14 protein-coding genes are annotated in these 18,254 nt (G+C 34.5%); 11 read left to right on the plus strand and 3 right to left on the minus strand.

Annotated elements, in window-relative coordinates:
• Window positions 1–206 precede the first annotated feature (206 nt).
• From RTX21_RS16065 to RTX21_RS16100, 8 genes are all read left to right on the plus strand, one after another.
• On the plus strand, window positions 207–1,505 hold the full coding sequence (locus RTX21_RS16065; RefSeq protein WP_312769225.1) for an AraC family transcriptional regulator: 1,299 nt from the start codon (window positions 207–209) through the stop codon (window positions 1,503–1,505).
• Window positions 1,502–2,638, plus strand: coding sequence for a hypothetical protein (locus RTX21_RS16070; RefSeq protein WP_312769227.1), 1,137 nt, complete (start codon window positions 1,502–1,504; stop codon window positions 2,636–2,638). Before RTX21_RS16065 ends, RTX21_RS16070 begins: the two co-directional genes overlap by 4 nt.
• A gap of 901 nt (window positions 2,639–3,539) precedes the next feature.
• A complete protein-coding gene (locus RTX21_RS16075; protein ID WP_312769230.1) occupies window positions 3,540–3,995 on the plus strand; it encodes an Hsp20/alpha crystallin family protein in 456 nt (151 codons plus the stop codon).
• Window positions 3,996–4,095: 100 nt separating this feature from the next.
• Window positions 4,096–5,268 (plus strand): cation:proton antiporter, encoded by a 1,173-nt coding sequence (locus RTX21_RS16080; protein ID WP_312769233.1) that lies wholly within the window; start codon window positions 4,096–4,098, stop codon window positions 5,266–5,268.
• Window positions 5,269–5,529: 261 nt separating this feature from the next.
• Window positions 5,530–6,045 (plus strand): DUF2975 domain-containing protein, encoded by a 516-nt coding sequence (locus RTX21_RS16085; protein WP_312769236.1) that lies wholly within the window; start codon window positions 5,530–5,532, stop codon window positions 6,043–6,045.
• Between the two features lies 1 nt (window position 6,046).
• The gene (locus RTX21_RS16090) at window positions 6,047–6,253 is read left to right on the plus strand and encodes a helix-turn-helix transcriptional regulator (protein WP_074234565.1); all 207 of its coding nucleotides are present in this window, start codon (window positions 6,047–6,049) and stop codon (window positions 6,251–6,253) included.
• A 123-nt stretch (window positions 6,254–6,376) separates the two neighbouring features.
• Window positions 6,377–7,249, plus strand: coding sequence for an ABC transporter ATP-binding protein (locus RTX21_RS16095; protein ID WP_312769239.1), 873 nt, complete (start codon window positions 6,377–6,379; stop codon window positions 7,247–7,249).
• Between the two features lie 2 nt (window positions 7,250–7,251).
• Complete coding sequence (locus RTX21_RS16100) at window positions 7,252–10,422, plus strand: M1 family aminopeptidase (RefSeq protein WP_312769242.1); 3,171 nt, start codon at window positions 7,252–7,254, stop codon at window positions 10,420–10,422.
• A gap of 519 nt (window positions 10,423–10,941) precedes the next feature.
• Here the strand turns inward: RTX21_RS16100 and RTX21_RS16105 are convergent.
• Window positions 10,942–12,171 (minus strand): type II toxin-antitoxin system HipA family toxin, encoded by a 1,230-nt coding sequence (locus RTX21_RS16105; RefSeq protein ID WP_312769244.1) that lies wholly within the window; start codon window positions 12,169–12,171, stop codon window positions 10,942–10,944.
• Window positions 12,168–12,464, minus strand: a complete 297-nt coding sequence (locus RTX21_RS16110) for a helix-turn-helix domain-containing protein (RefSeq protein ID WP_312769245.1) — start codon at window positions 12,462–12,464, stop codon at window positions 12,168–12,170. Before RTX21_RS16110 ends, RTX21_RS16105 begins: the two co-directional genes overlap by 4 nt.
• 773 nt (window positions 12,465–13,237) lie before the next feature.
• Between RTX21_RS16110 and RTX21_RS16115 the strand changes: the two genes are divergently transcribed.
• Window positions 13,238–15,580, plus strand: a complete 2,343-nt coding sequence (locus RTX21_RS16115) for an outer membrane beta-barrel family protein (RefSeq protein ID WP_312769246.1) — start codon at window positions 13,238–13,240, stop codon at window positions 15,578–15,580.
• A gap of 264 nt (window positions 15,581–15,844) precedes the next feature.
• On the opposite strand, the gene RTX21_RS16120 is transcribed toward RTX21_RS16115, so the two are convergent.
• On the minus strand, window positions 15,845–16,180 hold the full coding sequence (locus RTX21_RS16120) for a PA2169 family four-helix-bundle protein (protein WP_312769247.1): 336 nt from the start codon (window positions 16,178–16,180) through the stop codon (window positions 15,845–15,847).
• A 795-nt stretch (window positions 16,181–16,975) separates the two neighbouring features.
• Between RTX21_RS16120 and RTX21_RS16125 the strand changes: the two genes are divergently transcribed.
• A complete protein-coding gene (locus RTX21_RS16125; protein ID WP_312769249.1) occupies window positions 16,976–17,821 on the plus strand; it encodes a transporter in 846 nt (281 codons plus the stop codon).
• Between the two features lie 96 nt (window positions 17,822–17,917).
• The coding region (locus RTX21_RS16130; RefSeq protein WP_312769251.1) for an FAD/NAD(P)-binding protein at window positions 17,918–18,254 on the plus strand (337 nt) is incomplete at its 3' end.

An 18,254-nucleotide genomic window follows, 5' to 3' on the forward strand; every position in this document is an offset into this window, starting at 1 on the left:
TTTAACTCACCTAAATCAGAAAAAACGAATAGTAAATAAAAATAAAAGCATAATTTTATCCATTAATTCAAATTCGAGTGCCTAAGCCGGTTTTTATTTTTTTTATATTCTTTTTCGCTAATATCTGTGGGAAGACCATTGATCCGGAAAAAAGACAGCTCCTACACAAAGCTGCATATGATCTAGTATTGATGCCCGATAATACGATGGAAACATTAGATTATCTGGAAAAGAATTTTACATTGGACAGTGATGAAAAAAGCAAAATTGATTATCTGAGAATTAAGTCGTTTTTTTTTCAAAATAATCTTAACGAAGCTTTGAAAAGAATATCAAGTAATGACAAAGACCTACCTCCAAATATCCTTATCCTGAAAAGAAGCATCTTAAATCATTTAAGTCTAGAAAACCCTTCGGCTACAAACTATGATGAGGCAAATAATGACATTATTTTTTCTGATAAAATAGTCAAAATTTCAGACCAGATCAAGAAAAATAAACTGGGAAACATTAACCATGAATTATCTGAAATTGTAAAGAAAGGACAATCTGGCAATCTGATGCTGGCTAGGGAAAATCTGCTGAATTTATTTGTTTTGATTGCCGGAAGTGATATAAAATCATCCGAATTATTTCTAAATCAAATTAAGGACCTGTACAAATATGATGTAGAATTCAACATTCTATACGCCAATTATTTGGTAAAAAATAATGAATTGGATAAAGCTTCAACGTTTATCAATACATTTCCGAAAGATTCTCTAGAGCAAACTTCTAATTTGAATTTGAAATACGAATATTATGATCTGATGGTTAATTATTATTCGAAATCAAATGCTTTCAATGATTATAAGGAATACATAGATAAAAAAGAATCTATTTTAAAATTGCTGGATCAATCAAAATTTTCCGCAAAAAACAAGTGGTTCAATATTATTGAAAGTAGTTTTAAAGATAGACAAGAATCTCTATTAATTGCAAGAAAAAGGATTTTATTATATATTACACTTGCGGGATTTGTCATTATTACATTGATTTTGACAAGGTTACACCAATTAACTTCTCAAATCAACGAGTATAGAAATTTCATAGGTAAAATCAATATTCTGAAAGAACGGAAGATTGTGCAACCTCAATCTATTCCTGAAAAAACGGAAAACCTATTGTTGGAAAAATTAGAGATCTTTGAGAAATCCGATGATTGTATCAGTCCGAATATATCTCTTCAGAATCTTGCTAAAAAACTGGAAACAAACACCAAGTATCTTTCCGAAGCCATCAATAATCATAAACAGAAAAACTTCAATGCTTATATTAATGAACTAAGAATCAACTATATTATAGATAAATTAAAGTCAAAGCCAATCTACAGAAGTTATAAAATAAAATATTTGGCGGAGGAAAGTGGTTTTTCTACACACAGTGCTTTTACGGCTGTTTTTAAATCTGTTACAGGAATCTCACCTGCTAGCTATATTCAATTATTAAAGGAGAAAGAAGTATGAAGAAGATCATTTTAATTACTATGATTCTATTTGGTTTTTTCGGTATTGCCAATGAACCTTCTGTGGACGATATCTTGAATAAAGTGCAACAATTGATGTTGCAGAAACCACAGGAAGCTTTCAAAATGGCTCAAGAAACGTATCAGAAAAAAGATTTGGACCATAAACAGAAGTTACAATCTTTGTTCCTAATGACCAATGCGTCCAATATACTACAAAAACCTCTGGATGTTCTAAAATACGGGAATCAAGCTTTGAAAATGGCAACAGAGGAAGAAGACCTGGTTACTAAAATAAAAATTTTAAGCATCATAGGAAATACCTATCAATCTTTGCAACTAAATGAAAAAGCAAGGGCTTTTTTGAATCAGGCAGAACTTTTTTTGTCGTCACCAAAAATACCAGATTCCCTCAATCTTTTGAAAGGCAACATCTTCTATTTGAAGGGAATGAATTATTTTTATAGCCTAGACAGTGGCATTGCAATGTCATACTTCAACAAGGCTGTCAATCAATATCTTCAATCTAAAAATCCGCTGGCAGAAATCAATCTAAAACTCGCATATCTTAACAAAGGATTTGCACAACTACAGCAGAAGCAAATAAAACAGGCTGAGGAAAGTTTCAAATTAGCAAGTATTAATAAAAGGGAAACACCAGGAACTTATCCTCCACAATTTGTAGAGTTGCATGATGTTTTTATAGAGCTTGGTAAGGCAAAAATTCTTTCGCTAGAAAACAAACCCGAATTATCCAATAATATTCTTTTTGAAATAATGAATAAAAGAAAAGGGCAACCTGCTCGGGACGATCTAGAAAACGACATCTATGAGTTGCTTTCAAAAAATTATCTGCAACAACAAGATATTTCAAAACACGATCACTACGAATCTTTATATAAAAAACGAGTATCTGAAAGCAATCGTGCGGCTGCAGTTTTAACAAATCAACTCATTCTACAAGAAGAAGAAAACAACAAGATCGAGATGCAGTTGATTGATAAAAAATACTGGTCATTAATTTTTGTTACAAGTGCCTTTTTTTTAATAATTATTGCCATATCATTTATAAAAACAATCAAAAAAGAAAAAATGAAGCGTATACTAAAGCACGAGGTTACCAAAAACTTATAACACTAATAATCAAACTATTAATTCAATTATATCGACATAGTAAACATTTGTCCAAAAGTTGTCCCCACATAATTTAGGAAAATGTTTGAAAAATTTCATATTGGTAAGAAATTTCAAAACATGTTTTTTTTAAACCATTCCCCAATTTTTTACTTAACAGTATTTCTAGATTTAACCGGAAAAAAACGACAAAGAAGAAATGTTTTATTATTTCCCGATACAGTATCTAATGAAATTTATTAATAGTGGTTTAAGTAACATAAGGTCTACATAAGTGGTACAGTATTAAGATGCTGCAACCTCTTTTTTTCTACTTTTCCGCACGAATCTCGCCATCATAAACACCTATAAACCAATGTATTATATTTTTCGTAGATAAATTTAAAGATACATTTGTACTACTTCCGTACACCTCAAACCTTATAAATTCCTGTAAATTAGATAATTAACACTTCCCGAATGTGCCAGTGATAATTGATACATTTCGCCTGTACACCTTAATTTTCATCTTTGTTTGCGGGTCAGTAAGCTTCTTTGTATTCGCTTTACTTGTATTGCTGTTTTGTGACTAAAGCCTGCTACTATGGCACTGTTGGAGCTATCTTTCCAATAGCATCTCTCCTTGTTATTTTACTTTCCATATCTAGTAAGAGTGAGTGAGCCTTTAAATACTGATGATATTTCTATTACTACTGAAGGAAATAAAAATGAACTGATCCTTTTTCCAAAAGATGAGGATGTAAGGTCATTCCAGAAAACGACTTACCACTCTAACCATATACATTCTGACATTTTTTCTTTTATAATATGACATTTTTTCCAACATTTGTTTTGGTATATTGTTTGTAAATTTTCAAATGTGATCATTTAATTTATTGTTTAACATTAAAAAACGTTTGTTATGTCAATCGAAAAAAGAAACAATGGCAGTTTGCTCCCTGCAAATCCACGTACACTGTTCGATGACTTTTTCAGTCGCGAACTTTTTAATTGGGGCAACAATAATTATTCTTCCACTCTTACCACTCTCCCATCGGTAAATATCAGGGAGAATCCTGAAAATTTTGTAGTGGAAGTCGCCGCGCCAGGTATGGAAAAACAAGATTTCCAGATTAGCCTGGAAGGTAATCTCCTTACCATCTCGTCTTCGAAGAAAAATGAAACGGAAGACAAAAATGACAATTATACCCGCAGAGAATTTAGCTATCAGGCTTTTCAGCGTAGTTTTGAGCTCGCAAGAGACGTTGTGGATGAAGAGCATATTGAAGCTAAATACGAAAACGGAGTGTTGAAGCTCACAATCCCTAAAAAGGAGGAAGCTAAAAAACGTCCTCCTAAGATGATCGAGATTCAATAATACAACAGACAAATTTTATAATTGGTTTTCCTTATTGGAAAACCAATTTTATATACCAACGGATAAAATTAATTCATTATCAATTTTATGACTAAAAGTTATGGATGGATTACTTTGGGCTATATGCTTATTGTGCTTTATCACTTTGGGTATTATGCTTCTTTTGAAAAAACTGAACCAGCCTTACCTTATCGCTTACATCATTGCAGGTATTGTGTTGGGACCATACGTTCTGGGGGTCTTTAAAAAACCGGATGAGATAGAAGTTATCGGTGAGCTTGGAATTCTACTTCTGATGTTCTTTTTGGGTATGGAAATCAATGTTCCTAACAACAGGAGTTTGCTTATAAAACCTATTATTGCCCAGAGTATGAAAATACTTTTAAGTTTTATCTGCGCTCTAACCATAGGTTACATAACAGATTTTTCCCTGAATGATATAATTCTTATCACCATACTTTTCATCTTTAACAGTACTGCTGTGGTAAGTGAGTTTTTGAAGAAACACAATACTTTAAAAACAACATTCGGAATAATGATTCTTAATATGTTGATATTTCAGGATCTGCTTCTTGCTCCGGTTCTAACTTTATTGAAAGTCCAAGGTCAGGAAAGTTTTGATTTCCTTAACATCATAATACCTGTATTGGTATGTATTGCTATTTTCCTACTTTTGAAAAGGATAAGAAATATACAGGAGATTAAGTTCCCCGGTTTTTTTAATACGATTGAAATAGATCACGACCTTCAGGTTTTTTTAGGTTTGATTATCTGCCTTGGATTTGGATTATTTGCCGAAACAGTAGGCTTAAGCGGAGCACTTGGAAGTTTTATGGCCGGCGTTGTCGTGGGAAAGGTAAAATCTTTTAACTGGCTCGAACATTCGTTAATGCCTTTTAAAATATTTTTCACTACCCTTTTTTTTGTTTCTATAGGACTTCGCCTTGATCTTTCCTACCTGCTTTCTAATTTCAAAATGGTTTTGCTAGGCACTTTTTTTGTGCTTTCGAGCAATAGTGTTATGTCAGCTCTTATTTTCCGATTACTAAAATATAATTGGAAAGACAGCTGGTACGGCGGTGCCTTGTTATCACAAACGGGAGAATTCGGTATACTGGCATTATCAATTGCTTACAAAACCGGTATCATTGAATATACCTTATACAAGACCGGACTTGGAATTACTTGCCTGTCTCTGTTATTATCTACAATCTGGATTTCGATGCTGAAAGGAATGATAAGTAAAAAATCATTTCCTATCAGTAAAAAATAAGCTCTATCTAGCATGCCTATATAGATAGTCACCATCTTGGAGAAAGATAATTTTCACCATTAGTTCAAATAAAATATTAAAACTTCTATATTTGGATTAACACAAATAATGGCGTCGACTAATTATAGTTGGTGCCAATTTTTTTATATTCCTAATGATTTGCATACGTTCTGATTTATATTTTAGTAATCATTTTTTTAATTAATTAATGTTTTACGATAATTAATTATATATTTGCATTAACAAATTGATAATTCTCTTATGAATCAGAATAAAAACATTTCAAAGATCCTGTATTATCTGTGCCTTGTATTATCCGCAGGCTATCTTATCACATTCGTATATTCGGTGTTTTGCCTATTGACCGGTTTTGCCGTAACTCCTTACAAAGAAGATCTGTATCTGCATATTAATTATCCATTTACAGAACAGCCTTTTCTAAATATCGAAAACAATTACCTTTATATCATCCTGTCTTTTTTACTGGTGCTATTAACGTACGGAATATTCTTCTGGTTGTCAGCAAAAGTGTTTAAAGTGTTTTTTCAGTCAAAATTATTTACAGAAGGAAATATCGTACATCTTAAAAGATTTTATATGTATAATATATTCTTTCCTTTGCCCATCGTTATTACAGCAAGTTTTTTTGTAGAGGTGGAAAGTATTATTTGGGGATTGGTTTTTATCCACTTTATGCTGGGAATTTTCTGTTATTTCCTTGCTAATATTTTTAAACAGGGTTTACATTTACAAAACGAACAAGATCTATTTATATAAAATGCCGATTATCATCAACTTAGACGTTATGCTTGCCAAGAGAAAAATGCAGAGTAAAGAATTGGCAGAAAAAATAGGAATTAGTAATGTCAATCTCTCTGTTCTAAAAACGGGAAAAGCTAAAGGTGTGCGTTTCGACACGCTGGAAGCAATCTGTAAAGCTTTGGAATGTCAGCCAGGAGATATCCTGGAGTATAAAGAAGAGTAATTAAATATATCGAAAAGCTTTGTGACCTTTTGGTCAATTGAAGCTTTACCACCAACATTTTTACGCACAATTTGAAAAGCAATGGAGACATTGCCAGGAATTCTATGACCTAAAGTCAATCTTATGAATACTTTAACAATCAATAATTTAAGTCTTACCTACAAAAATGGTTTTCAAGCTATTAAAGATATTTCTTTGAATATAGAAAACGGGATGTTCGGCTTATTGGGACCCAACGGAGCCGGAAAATCATCACTGATGAAAACCATCGTCGGACTGCAGAAATCAACTTCAGGAACGATCATTTTCAACGGAATCGACGTTTCCGAAAATCCAGATCATATCAAACAAAATCTTGGATTTCTGCCTCAGGATTTTGGAGTTTATCCCAAAGTATCTGCGTATGACCTTTTGCAGCATATCGCTCTATTGAAAGGAATCAGCAACAATATAGAGCGGAATAATCAAATTTTAAGTCTTTTGGAAAAAGTCAATCTTTCTGATTTTAAAAACAAGGAAGTTCATACATTCTCCGGCGGAATGCGGCAGCGCTTCGGGGTTGCACAAGCTTTGCTAGGAAATCCGAAAATCATTATTGTTGATGAACCGACTGCAGGTCTGGATCCCGAGGAAAGAAACCGTTTCAATTCTTTACTTAACGAGATCAGCAATGATGTGATTGTGATTCTTTCCACGCATTTGGTTGAAGATGTCAGGAATCTGTGTTCGGAAGTAGCCATTATCAATAAGGGAAAGCTTCTTACAAAAGGAAATCCAAATGAACTAATTTCCGAGCTGAAAAATAAGATATGGTCAAAACCTATTGAAAAAGATCGGCTGGAAAATTATCAATCCAATTATAATATTATCAGTCAACAATTGATTGAAAGAGAATTATACATCACGGCCTTCTCGGAACACCCGCTTTCAGATTTTACACCAGTCCATCCATCGTTGGAACAAGTTTATTTCCATACGCTTACCCAAAAACCATAGTTATGAATGTTTTATTTTTATTTGAGGCCAAACGTACAATCAAGCGTTGGCCAGCATATCTCGTTGCCTTAGTTCTCTTGTTGATAGGTATTTTTTGTGGAAACCAATTCAATCTTACTGTTGGAGAGGGAATTTTCTTAAATTCTCCGTATACGATTGGTTTTATGACAGGTTTATTGAGTTTGGTCATTATATTTTTTGCGATAATTTTTGCAATTCAGGTAATTTTTAAAGATTGGGATTCAAAATTTGATATTCTCATTTTCTCGTATCCTTTTTCGAAACGAACGTATCTGCAGGGGAAATTTCTTACTTTTTTTCTTCATACTTTCCTCAGTTTTATATTTTTGATGATTGGATTTGTGATTGGACAAAATCTAAGAACAGGAAGTGAAATTCAGCAACATTTTCATTTCTGGCATTACTTCTACCCTCTTTTAATTTTTGGCGGAATCAATTGTATTGTAGTCTGCAGCTTTTTATTTTTCATTTCATTTACCACCAAGAAAAAACTTCTGGTTGTTGTTGGCGGACTGTTTCTTTATGTTCTTTATATGATCATTTTGGTGTTTTCCAATTCGCCGTTTATGGCAGGAAGCTTACCACAATCACTGGAAACTCAGCAATTATCAGCATTGATCGACCCATTTGGAATTTCATCTTACTTTTTTGAAGCAAGAACATTATCCGCTCTGCAAAAGAATGAATTGATCGTACCATTTACCGGATATTTATTGATCAACAGAATCGTTTTTCTGATTATTTCAATGTTACTTTTGATATTGACTTACAGGCTATTTTCATTCTCTCCACCTTCCCAAAACAAAAATAAAAGCAAAAACCAGGTCGCAAGTATTTCTTTTACTAAAAATTTAAAACCTTTTACAACTGCAAGATCTTCTTTTGGATTTATTTCTGATACAAAATCTGTCTTCTCATTTGCAAAAATCGACCTCATTTACCTTTTTAAAAGTATCACCATTGTAGCCATTTCAATATTGCTCTTATTTTTTGTAGGAATGGAAATTTACGCTGAAATCGAAAAGGGAATCCGCCTTCCTCAAAAATATGCGAGTTCAGGATTGATGTCGACCACCATTTCGGAAAATTTTCATTTATTTGGAATGCTGATCGCCATTTATTTTATTAATGATTTGTACTGGAGAAGCCATTCATCGGGGTTTTCACTGATTGAGAAAAGCACTTATTTTTCTAAAAATAAACTGAGCGGACATTTTCTTTCCATCAGTATCTTATTTTTCTTTCTTACGGCCATTTTAATTTCCGAAGGATTGATATTTCAGCTTACTTACAGTTATTTTCAAATCGATTGGAATGCGTATCTGGGAACCGTTCTTTTTAACACTTTTCCACTGATCCTTTTCTCAGCTTTTATTTTGTTGATCAACGACAATATCGGAAACAGATTTGTTGCGTTGGGAGTTTCCGTGCTTGCAGGTTTTACATTTGCCGGACCTGTCTCGAAAAAAATCATATCCAATCCATTATTGAGAATATTTTCAGATTACAAAGGCGTTTACAGTGATTTTAATGGATACGGACTTTATGCTTCAGCTTTTGCGGAACGATTGCTGTTCGGACTAAGTTTAATTGCTTGTTTTTGGCTGATCAATGAAAGCTTCAAAACAAAAAAACGGAATTTAAAACAACTCATTCTCACAGTTTTTATATTATCTGTCGGAGTTTTTGCCGGAAATGTTTTTATGAAAGGCTATATTCCTCAGAATGAAGATGAAAAGATGGTACAATCGGCTCAATACGAAAAGAAATTCAAATACTATAAAGATCTTGCACAACCGACGATTACTGATGTGACCACCGAAATACAGCTTTATCCATACGAAAACTCTTATAAGATCAATGGAACATATAGGTTGTTAAATCAAACAGACCAACCTATTGACAAGATTTTGATTAATTTCGATCCTGATCTCCAAATAGAATCAGCCCATTTCAAAACAGATTCTGAATCAAAAAAAATTGATCAGAAAGTAACTGAAATTGATTTAAAACAACCTTTAAGACCTGGAGAAAAAGCCACTTTAGATTTTAAAATTTCCTATCGATGGTCAGCCGTCAATGGTCACGATTCTTTCAATTCAATCATAGAAAATGGCTCTTTTATGAGAATCAGTCGATATTTTCCCACTTTCGGATATCAAGCTGATAATGAAATTGAAGATGAAGAAAAACGGGCAGAATTTAAACTCAAAAAGCAATCGGAATTAAAAAAATTAGAAGCTCCTGAAGTATTCAAAAAAGATTTCATTAATCTGGATATGACCGTTTCGACAGAAAAGGACCAGACCGCTGTAGGAACCGGACATCTGATTCAACATTACAGTAAAGATAACCGAAACTATTTTCGTTACAGATCGAATGGAATTCCGTTTCGTTTTGCGGTTTCTTCTGCAAGATATCAGGTAAAAAGCATCGTTTATAAAGGGATAACGATCAATATTTTTTATAACAAAAAACATTCGGATAACGTAGATCATTTACTTGAAAATGCAAAAATCACGTTGGATTATTGTACACAGAATTTTGGAAAATATCCGTCCAAAACCATAAGTTTTGCTGAAGTTTCTTCTTTCACAAAAGGTTTTGCAGCTACCGCTTATCCTTCATCTATTTTTATGACGGAAGATATGCTTTTCCACGCCAATATTAAAGCTGATCAAAATCAGGATGTTATCAATGAATTGGCAGGACACGAACTTTCGCATCTCTGGTGGGGAAACAGCCAGATCGATCCTGATGACAGAGAGGGCGCAGTGATGTTGACTGAAACCTTAGCGATGTACACCGAAATGATGATTTACAAAAAGATGCACGGTAAAGAAAAAATGCTGGAAAGAATAAAAGTGCATCAACAGATTTTTGATAATGAAAAAGGTTTATCTGAAAATCAGCCACTGTACAAAGTGAGCGGTGAAAACACTCATATTTCTTATTCGAAAGGTGCTGTCGTTATGGTGAAATTGAGCGAACTGATTGGCGAAGACAAGGTAAACGCAGCGCTTAAAAGTTTTCTTTTACATAATCAATATCCTAAAAAACCCACCACTTTGGATCTGCTTAAAGAGTTTTATAAAGTAAGTCCTAATGATGAGGTCAGGAAGAAAATCTATAATTTATTCAGTTCTGAATAGCTTTAAAACTTTTTTTAATTTCAGCTATATCCTTCATTTACATTATAAAATATTAGCGACCATTTTTACAATTAATTTAGACTATTCAACAAAATACTTTAATCTACTGATTAAATTTTAATAGAATTCAATAGATCTTATTAGATAAAACGGTTATTTATATTTCAATTTTCAGATTAGTATAAATTGCCATTTAACACCTTCAAAATATTGACATTATCTGCTAATAAATGGTTTTGGTAAAGTCCTGTTAAGTTCTGTACTCTAATCATTAGGTTTTATTTTTATGTAAAGAAAATTCTGTCGCTTCTTGTTGGATCTCATCATTTGATCTATGGCTATTTTTTAACAGCCATTCCTCAATCTTTTTTCGTTCAAAGAATAAAATTTTTCCAGAAGGTTTTGAAAATGGGATAGAATGGTATGAACCAATTTGTAGATATAGGATACACCTCAATTTTCATCTATTTTTAGGGCAAAATAATTTAAAATGCTAACAAGTATAGCTCAAATTTTATATTAAAGTATCTTAATTAATCTACCTATTAATTCTCTATTGGATTTACTAACTCCAAAATCTTTTGATAGTCTTGACCATTTACTAAGTGCTGAGGTTGTTTGCTCAATAACATTCTCTATGAATTCTTTTGATAGCTTAGCCTCATTTCCTAATTTAACCAAATGTTTTATACTTACATTTCTGCCCTCTCCCAAAACCATGGTACTCTGCTCTCCGCCAGGACCTGTCGAAAATGTTAAATCGTAAGCAGGAGAAAGTTTCCAGTTGCCGGTTTCGTCCATTAAAAAGCTAAAATTCTTTGCATGGTCATCCCTATTGTGAGCCATTACATTGAAGACTGCCAGTCGATACATTTTTTCGACTTCACGAATATCTTTTGTCAGGGTTGCAGTCAAGTTCAGTAAATCTTCATAATCAAGCGAAGGTAATCTGAAATTGCTATGAAGTAAACCACTTACAGTGTGCATATGTAACCTCTTATTACCATCCCTGTCGAATCTTTTTACAGCGAAATAACCGTTCCCATTTTGAGAAGGAAATAATTGCACATCCGGCATTGAGATACCAGATTCTGTGGCCATCAGCGCGTAGACATATTCAACGGCTCCCGAATCGGGACCGTCCTGCGAATTGGAAAACTTAACCAACCAATGTTCAAAAGTTTCGTTTAAATTTTGGGCTCCGTATAATATATTTTTTCGTTTGCTATCTACGCCAATGAGTGCTTTTGGTCTGGCACCTGCTGAAGAACCATTTAAAGCTAACAGCTCAGTAATTACTTCTTCCGAACTTCCTTTCAAGACTTTTTGAGTTTGTACAGCCAGAACATCCAGGTCAACTTTATCCTGCGGCACTTCAGGACTATTATCCGGCTCATAGACCAATGCCCCCATTCCGTGCATACCTACATGAGCCAGACGGTCCAGTGGTGAAACGTCTGATGGCATCAATCTAAAAGTTCTGATCATACGGTCAAACAGCAATCTTCCCCAGCCGTCCGGCAAGCTGTCGCTGAATACCCCGGCCAATCCGTCAAATGGATGCAGAGGTAATTCACTAACACCTCTTTTTAGAGGTAATCTGAAAGGAGATATTTCAAATCCATCGTTAACAAAATTGTCATCATATTGGAAGTAGATGATACCATTACGTATTGCAAGACGTCCAACAGGCTGGACAGCCAAGCCAAAATCTAATCCAACTTTTATTTCTGCAATAGGCTTGATCATTTTCTTCTACCTCTTTTTTTAATTGTATTATTATCTTGTTTCAAAACTTCATCTATTGAATTGAAAGCTGGCTTGTCTGGCTTAAGAGCATCAAGCAATTGTTCCAATCCTCCAACCACCATTAAGATTTTTAGAAGAGAGTCCAAAGATATCAATCCTTTTTGCTCAAACTTCCTGAGGGTAGAAAGTGCTACCCCTGAACGTTCAGCCAGTCCTTCCTGAGTAAGTTCCATCAGAAGCCTACGATCACGAACATGATCAGCAATCAGTTTCTGAGTTCTAGACAATGACATAAGTAACATAACTGTATTATTTAATTACAATAATAAATATTAATTATCATTATTGTATCACAAATATAGAAATTATAAATTTTATAATAGGATAAATGTATTGTATTATCTTTTTTTGGTTTTTGACCTGTACACTAATTAGAAACTTTTTTCAACGAAATCTGATTTAAATGATAATTCAAATAGAGCTCTATTTTCATCAATCCGCTCTTTGATAAAGCTAATTTTCATTTGTTCTTCTTCTCTTGCTTATATTGCAGAACAAGTTGCATTTTGATCTCAGAAATTTCTTCTAATGTTTTATCAAGTTCAACAATTTTCGCTTCGGTACACAACCCATTTAAAAACTCTATGAAGTTATAGAACCGGGTGTAGTTCCAGGGCGAATTGATCTCGAAGCGTTTATATTGCTTTCCAAACTCTAAAATTGATTTAAAGTTGGATTTTAACCATTTTATATGTGAACAAACAGATTCATTCTTATTTCAAGATACTGTAGAATACCAAAGGAAACAGGAAGAATTTGGGAGATAATATGACCGGTCTAAAACTCGAATATCAAAGCTTAACGTCAAATTGACCACTTTGGAATCTAAGGTTTACACTCTATATCATTTTTCAATCAAAGATCTCTGAATTTTTAGTGTGTTGGACAAGCAATTATCTTTTCCCATTATTAAAAAAGGAAGCAACTGTCCATTAAAAAAAATAAGGCGTTGGATGTAACAGGGAGTTGCTCATGATTGTCATAATAATGAACTATTAATACTATCATGAAGAAGACATTGCTTTCAGTTATTTTAATAACCCCTTTTCTCGCTTTCTCACAAAGGATCACAGGAAAGATCACACAATCGGGGAATCAGGTTTCATATGCAGAAATTATTGCGGTAAAAGACAAATTTAGACAAACTTCCATCTCCGACGAAAAAGGAAATTTTGCCCTGAAACTTCCTGAAAATGGCGTTTATCAAATAGTTTGTATTCTTGACGGCATCGAAGTTTTAAAAGATGATATCACTGTAAACGGAACTACAAAACACGATTTTGCTCTTGAAAATAAGCCTGCAAAAGAGATCGAAGGCGTAGTCGTAACGGCGAAAAAGAAATTGATCGAAAGAAAAGCGGACCGATTGGTCTTTAATATCGCCAATTCTATTGCTTCGCAGGGAATGGATGGCATAGAAGCGCTCAACAACACTCCACAGATCAGAGTTGATGAAAATGCGGGTATCTCCATGATCGGGAAAAGCGGGATCGCAGTGATGATCAATGATAGAATGCTGAACCTTACAGGGACTGAGCTCATCAACTATCTTAAAGGTATGCGTTCGGAAAACATCGAAAAAATAGAGGTAATCACCGCACCACCGTCCAAATATGAAGCTCAGGGTAATAGTGGACTAATTAATATTGTTCTAAAGAAAAACCAGAACTTGGGCTGGAGCGGCAACCTGACAACCAGTCTTTTTCAGACCACCTATGCCGGATTTTCCAATTCCGCAACGGTCAATTATCAAGGTGAAAAACTAAGGTCATCACTGAAGCTTAGGCAATATGACAGCGAGAAACATTCGTATGAGAACTACAAGATCGCAGGTATAGACGGAATGGCAAGCTCAGATGACAGGAGAGATTTCTGGAACGGCGGCGGACTTAATTATAGCATAGACTATGAGCTCAATAAAAAATCAAGTCTGGGATTGGTCTACGATTACGGAATGGGAAACTCCGGAATGGATATAACGAACACTTCAGATTATTTTCAAAAAGGGAACTATACCAACACTCTATCTACTTACGCAGAGCACCGCACCAAAAATAAAAACAACACCATAAGTGCCTATTATGATCTGAAATTCGGAAAGCGGGATAACAAATTGAGTATTACAGGAAATTATTTTTCCAATACGCCCTCAAGCAATATTGATTTCACAACGGTAGACAATTCCGGCAATGCCTTCATCGTAAAAACACCATCTGAACTCGATTACAAAATATATTCCGGCCAGGCCGATCTGACGCTTCCGTTTGAATTTGCAAAGACAGAAGCAGGTATTAAATTCACCAGCTTTGACAACAATTCCGACATCAGATACCAGAATCTGATCAACGGATCCTATATTACAGATCCGCTGAGAACCAATCTATTTAATTATAAAGAAAAGAACTATGCTGCATATATGAGCATGGAAAAGGAACTGGCAGAAAGATGGACTGTCAAAGCAGGCTTAAGATATGAATATTCTACCGTCAACGGTGCATCAGCCGCCACCGGGCAGGATACAGAAAATTCTTATGGTAAACTGTTTCCAACCTTCTATCTATCATACAAAGCTGATGATGACAACACTTTTAATATCAATTACTCAAAAAGGATCAACCGACCGGGATTCCGTGCCATCAATCCATTTCGCTGGTACACGAATATCAATTCCTACTATTCCGGAAACCCTGCTTTAAATCCTTCGATCAATCATAATTTTGAGCTTTCCTACCTGTACAAAGGGAAATTTTCTGCCTCTGTGTATTTTCAGAGAGAATTGGATGCTTTCAGCCAGCTCGTAGTTTTAGATGGAGAAAATAAGACAAGCAACTTCTATAATTTCTTTAATAAAAACAGTACCGGGATTTCATTAAGTTTTTCAGACACTTTATTCAGTTTCTGGGAATTAAATTATTCAGGTGATTTCTCTCATATGGAAACTCAGGTTTTTGCGACTGATGCAGCTTCTAGAAAAGGAAACAGCACGACTTTCAACCTCCAGAATAGTTTTGCTTTAAAAAAAGACAAAACAATCCAGTTTTTTATGAATTACTGGTTCCGACTGCCTTCAAATATGGGTAATGTTCATTCTTATTTTGTCGGAAATTTCACATCTGGCGTCAAATTAAATATGATGAACAAAGATCTTCAGATGAATGTATATGTTTCTGATATTTTCCGTCAGGCTAAAAGTCACGGGCAGATCTACTACGAAAGCTCAATCCACTCATTCAACAATTACTATGATGGACAAAATCTGACCGTTTCGTTGACCTACAGTTTTGGAAATAGAAAAGTAAAAGCCCAGGATCGAAATTTGAAATTTGATGAAAAGAACAGAGCGAATTAAGAATGATCAATTGACTTAGATCTTTTTAAGAATATATCAATTAGTGGAAGGTTATTGTTTATTACGGCCTATTTTTACATGGAGCCATTTAGAATAATCGGCGCTATTCAGGTATACCTAAAAAAACCTTCTTGAACAAGAAGGTTTTTGTCTAGTTAACATAAGGAAATTATGCTTTAGCCTTGTCTCTCAAAGCTTTAACCTTATCGTGAGAATCTCTCAATGATTGTTTTTGTTGACGCAGCAATACCTTGGTTTCCTCCATTACATCTTCATCCTCAATAGCTGATCTATAACCTTTTGCGCAGCATCTTCCCCAGCTTCGCAAGCACTCAGCACTGATGCACTGTCATTAACCGCAAAAGCAGACTTAACATCCATCCATGCTCTGTACAATTTTCCTGAAGTGGTAGTTCCCTGCTCTGTAGAACCTCCGTACTCGTGTATCTTGTTCTGCAATTCTGTTTTGTATTGCTGACTCTCGGTCACCATTGCACTGAAAACAGTTTTCCGATCAAAATGTTCATCGTCCTGCAATTCCGCGATTGCTTTTTTGTAACCTTCAATCCTGTCGTTGTTGATTTTGATTAGATCGTTCATTGTCTCAATGCATGCTTCGTGATTCAAACTTTTATTTCTATATTAATAAATTGGTTTGGACTCCAATACTTACAAAGACAGTTCCGATTATTCTAATCATGGTCAGCAAAAAATACATTTTAAGAATATTTCAATTCAAATAATTCCATCAATCGGTTTACAATATGATGAAATTCTATATAAACATAGCTCTTTCAAACCTATACTGGTAGGCATTTAAACCTGTAAACTTATCATCGTGTGACGTATAGGTGATCTCTACCGAAAAATAATGGAACTGGTAAGTGACAAAAGTTAAATCTCTGTTTTCCCTTTTGTTAACAACGAGACCATAAGAATCAACAACGGAGTGCTGATCCTGTAACGAGAGATTATTAAAATCAAAAAAAGAAATATCAAAGCTCATAATTATAATTTTTACGGTGTATTAAATCAAATTCTTTACCAAAAACAATTAATTTCCACCTGTGCTAAGAAAATTTATTGTACGAAAATTAATCGATCGTATTAGAAATAAAACACTGGTCATCAATTATCCATTCCTGTAATTATACCAATTGCTTCCCGTATCGTATGATACAAAGTACAGAAATCAGCCCAAGTGCCTTCTTTCTGATCCTCTTTATTTGGATGGTTGAATCCTGAAAAATTATTACTTTCTTAAACCTTAAAAATTGGATATTTTCAGCCCTATTTCTTATGGATATTAGTTGGGACTATTAAAAATTAATAACATATTTAATGAAACGAACAACTTTTTGTACAAATTTTGTACAGCTTTGATAAAAATAAGCAATGAATCAACAATATGAACTGTTCTTAAGTATTTTTTCTGCGGTATTTATTTCAAGCATATGCTATGGACAGCAGGAATCTCAAAAAAAATCCTCTTTATTTAATCCTGTTCCAAGATCTGAAATGCGGGAAATGGAAACAGATCGTCCGGATGTGACCGAATCTCCCTATACTGTGGACGCAGGACATTTTCAATACGAAACGGATCTAGTGAGATTAGTTCGGGAAACGTCCGAATCACAGAACACACACACCCTACTGATCAATCAGGGGAATATCAAGCTGGGATTAACCGGCTCTACTGCTGTGCAGGTCGGATTTCAGACCTATGGAGTACAAAAACAGACTGATCTTACTTCAGGAGGGATATCTAGATCAGAGGGATTTGGAGATATTAATTTAAGAGTTAAACAGAATATCATTGGTAATGATAAAGGAAATTTTGTAATGGCAATCCTGCCATATATTAAATTTCCGACTTCTCATTATGATACAGAAAGTAAATTGGAAGGAGGTTTGATCGTACCAATGCTTTACAGGCTGCCAGGTGAATGGAATCTGGGATTTCAGGTAGAAGCGGACCGATTGAAAGATAAGGATCAGCCGTCGATGCACACTGAATTTTTACAGACCTTAACGCTTAGCCATTCCTTGACTAAAAATATTGATGGCATTGCTGAAACCTATTATACCTATGACTTTAAAGCCCATCAATTCTCGAATTATATCAATGCTGCTATTCAGATAGAAGCGGCGAAAGACCTGAAATTTGATGCAGGGATCAATTACGGCCTACAACATTCTGCGGAAAGACATTTCTTCGTTGGCGCATCCTATCGTCACTAAAATCTGATCCGTCATGTGTAATTTTATTTTGCGATTATGGTATAGCCAAGGACTTTCTGGAATATATTTTGAATCTATATAGCTAAATCGAACTGAATGCAATATAAATACTCTCGATCCATCGCATTGATAGGAGGCGGACCAGCAGCATTGATGATACTGAAACATATCGTCGAAAATAAACAGTATCCGGATGCTATCACCATCTTTGAAAAAAATGACAGGCTGGGCGTTGGGATGCCTTATGGAAAGAATGGCTCTAATAAAGAACATGTGGCGAATATTTCTGCCGCAGAACTTCCGGATCTTGAGATCTGCTTTGAAGATTATATTACCAAGCATCCGCCTCATGAGTTTCCGGATTTCTATTCGAATGGCACTGAACTTGCAACTATTTTTGAGACAAAATTTATATACTCTTTATGCTACATTT

The sequence above is a fragment of the Epilithonimonas sp. genome, assembly GCF_032054305.1.
Taxonomy (GTDB): Bacteria; Bacteroidota; Bacteroidia; order Flavobacteriales; family Weeksellaceae; genus Epilithonimonas.

Coding starts and splice junctions, on each gene's coding strand:
- RTX21_RS16065 (WP_312769225.1), top strand. CDS start 207: ATGGAAACATTAGATTATCTGGAAAAGAATTTTACATTGGACAGTGAT.
- RTX21_RS16070 (WP_312769227.1), top strand. CDS start 1,502: ATGAAGAAGATCATTTTAATTACTATGATTCTATTTGGTTTTTTCGGT.
- RTX21_RS16075 (WP_312769230.1), top strand. CDS start 3,540: ATGTCAATCGAAAAAAGAAACAATGGCAGTTTGCTCCCTGCAAATCCA.
- RTX21_RS16080 (WP_312769233.1), top strand. CDS start 4,096: ATGGATGGATTACTTTGGGCTATATGCTTATTGTGCTTTATCACTTTG.
- RTX21_RS16085 (WP_312769236.1), top strand. CDS start 5,530: ATGAATCAGAATAAAAACATTTCAAAGATCCTGTATTATCTGTGCCTT.
- RTX21_RS16090 (WP_074234565.1), top strand. CDS start 6,047: ATGCCGATTATCATCAACTTAGACGTTATGCTTGCCAAGAGAAAAATG.
- RTX21_RS16095 (WP_312769239.1), top strand. CDS start 6,377: ATGAATACTTTAACAATCAATAATTTAAGTCTTACCTACAAAAATGGT.
- RTX21_RS16100 (WP_312769242.1), top strand. CDS start 7,252: ATGAATGTTTTATTTTTATTTGAGGCCAAACGTACAATCAAGCGTTGG.
- RTX21_RS16105 (WP_312769244.1), bottom strand. CDS start 12,171: ATGATCAAGCCTATTGCAGAAATAAAAGTTGGATTAGATTTTGGCTTG.
- RTX21_RS16110 (WP_312769245.1), bottom strand. CDS start 12,464: ATGTCATTGTCTAGAACTCAGAAACTGATTGCTGATCATGTTCGTGAT.
- RTX21_RS16115 (WP_312769246.1), top strand. CDS start 13,238: ATGAAGAAGACATTGCTTTCAGTTATTTTAATAACCCCTTTTCTCGCT.
- RTX21_RS16120 (WP_312769247.1), bottom strand. CDS start 16,180: ATGAACGATCTAATCAAAATCAACAACGACAGGATTGAAGGTTACAAA.
- RTX21_RS16125 (WP_312769249.1), top strand. CDS start 16,976: ATGAATCAACAATATGAACTGTTCTTAAGTATTTTTTCTGCGGTATTT.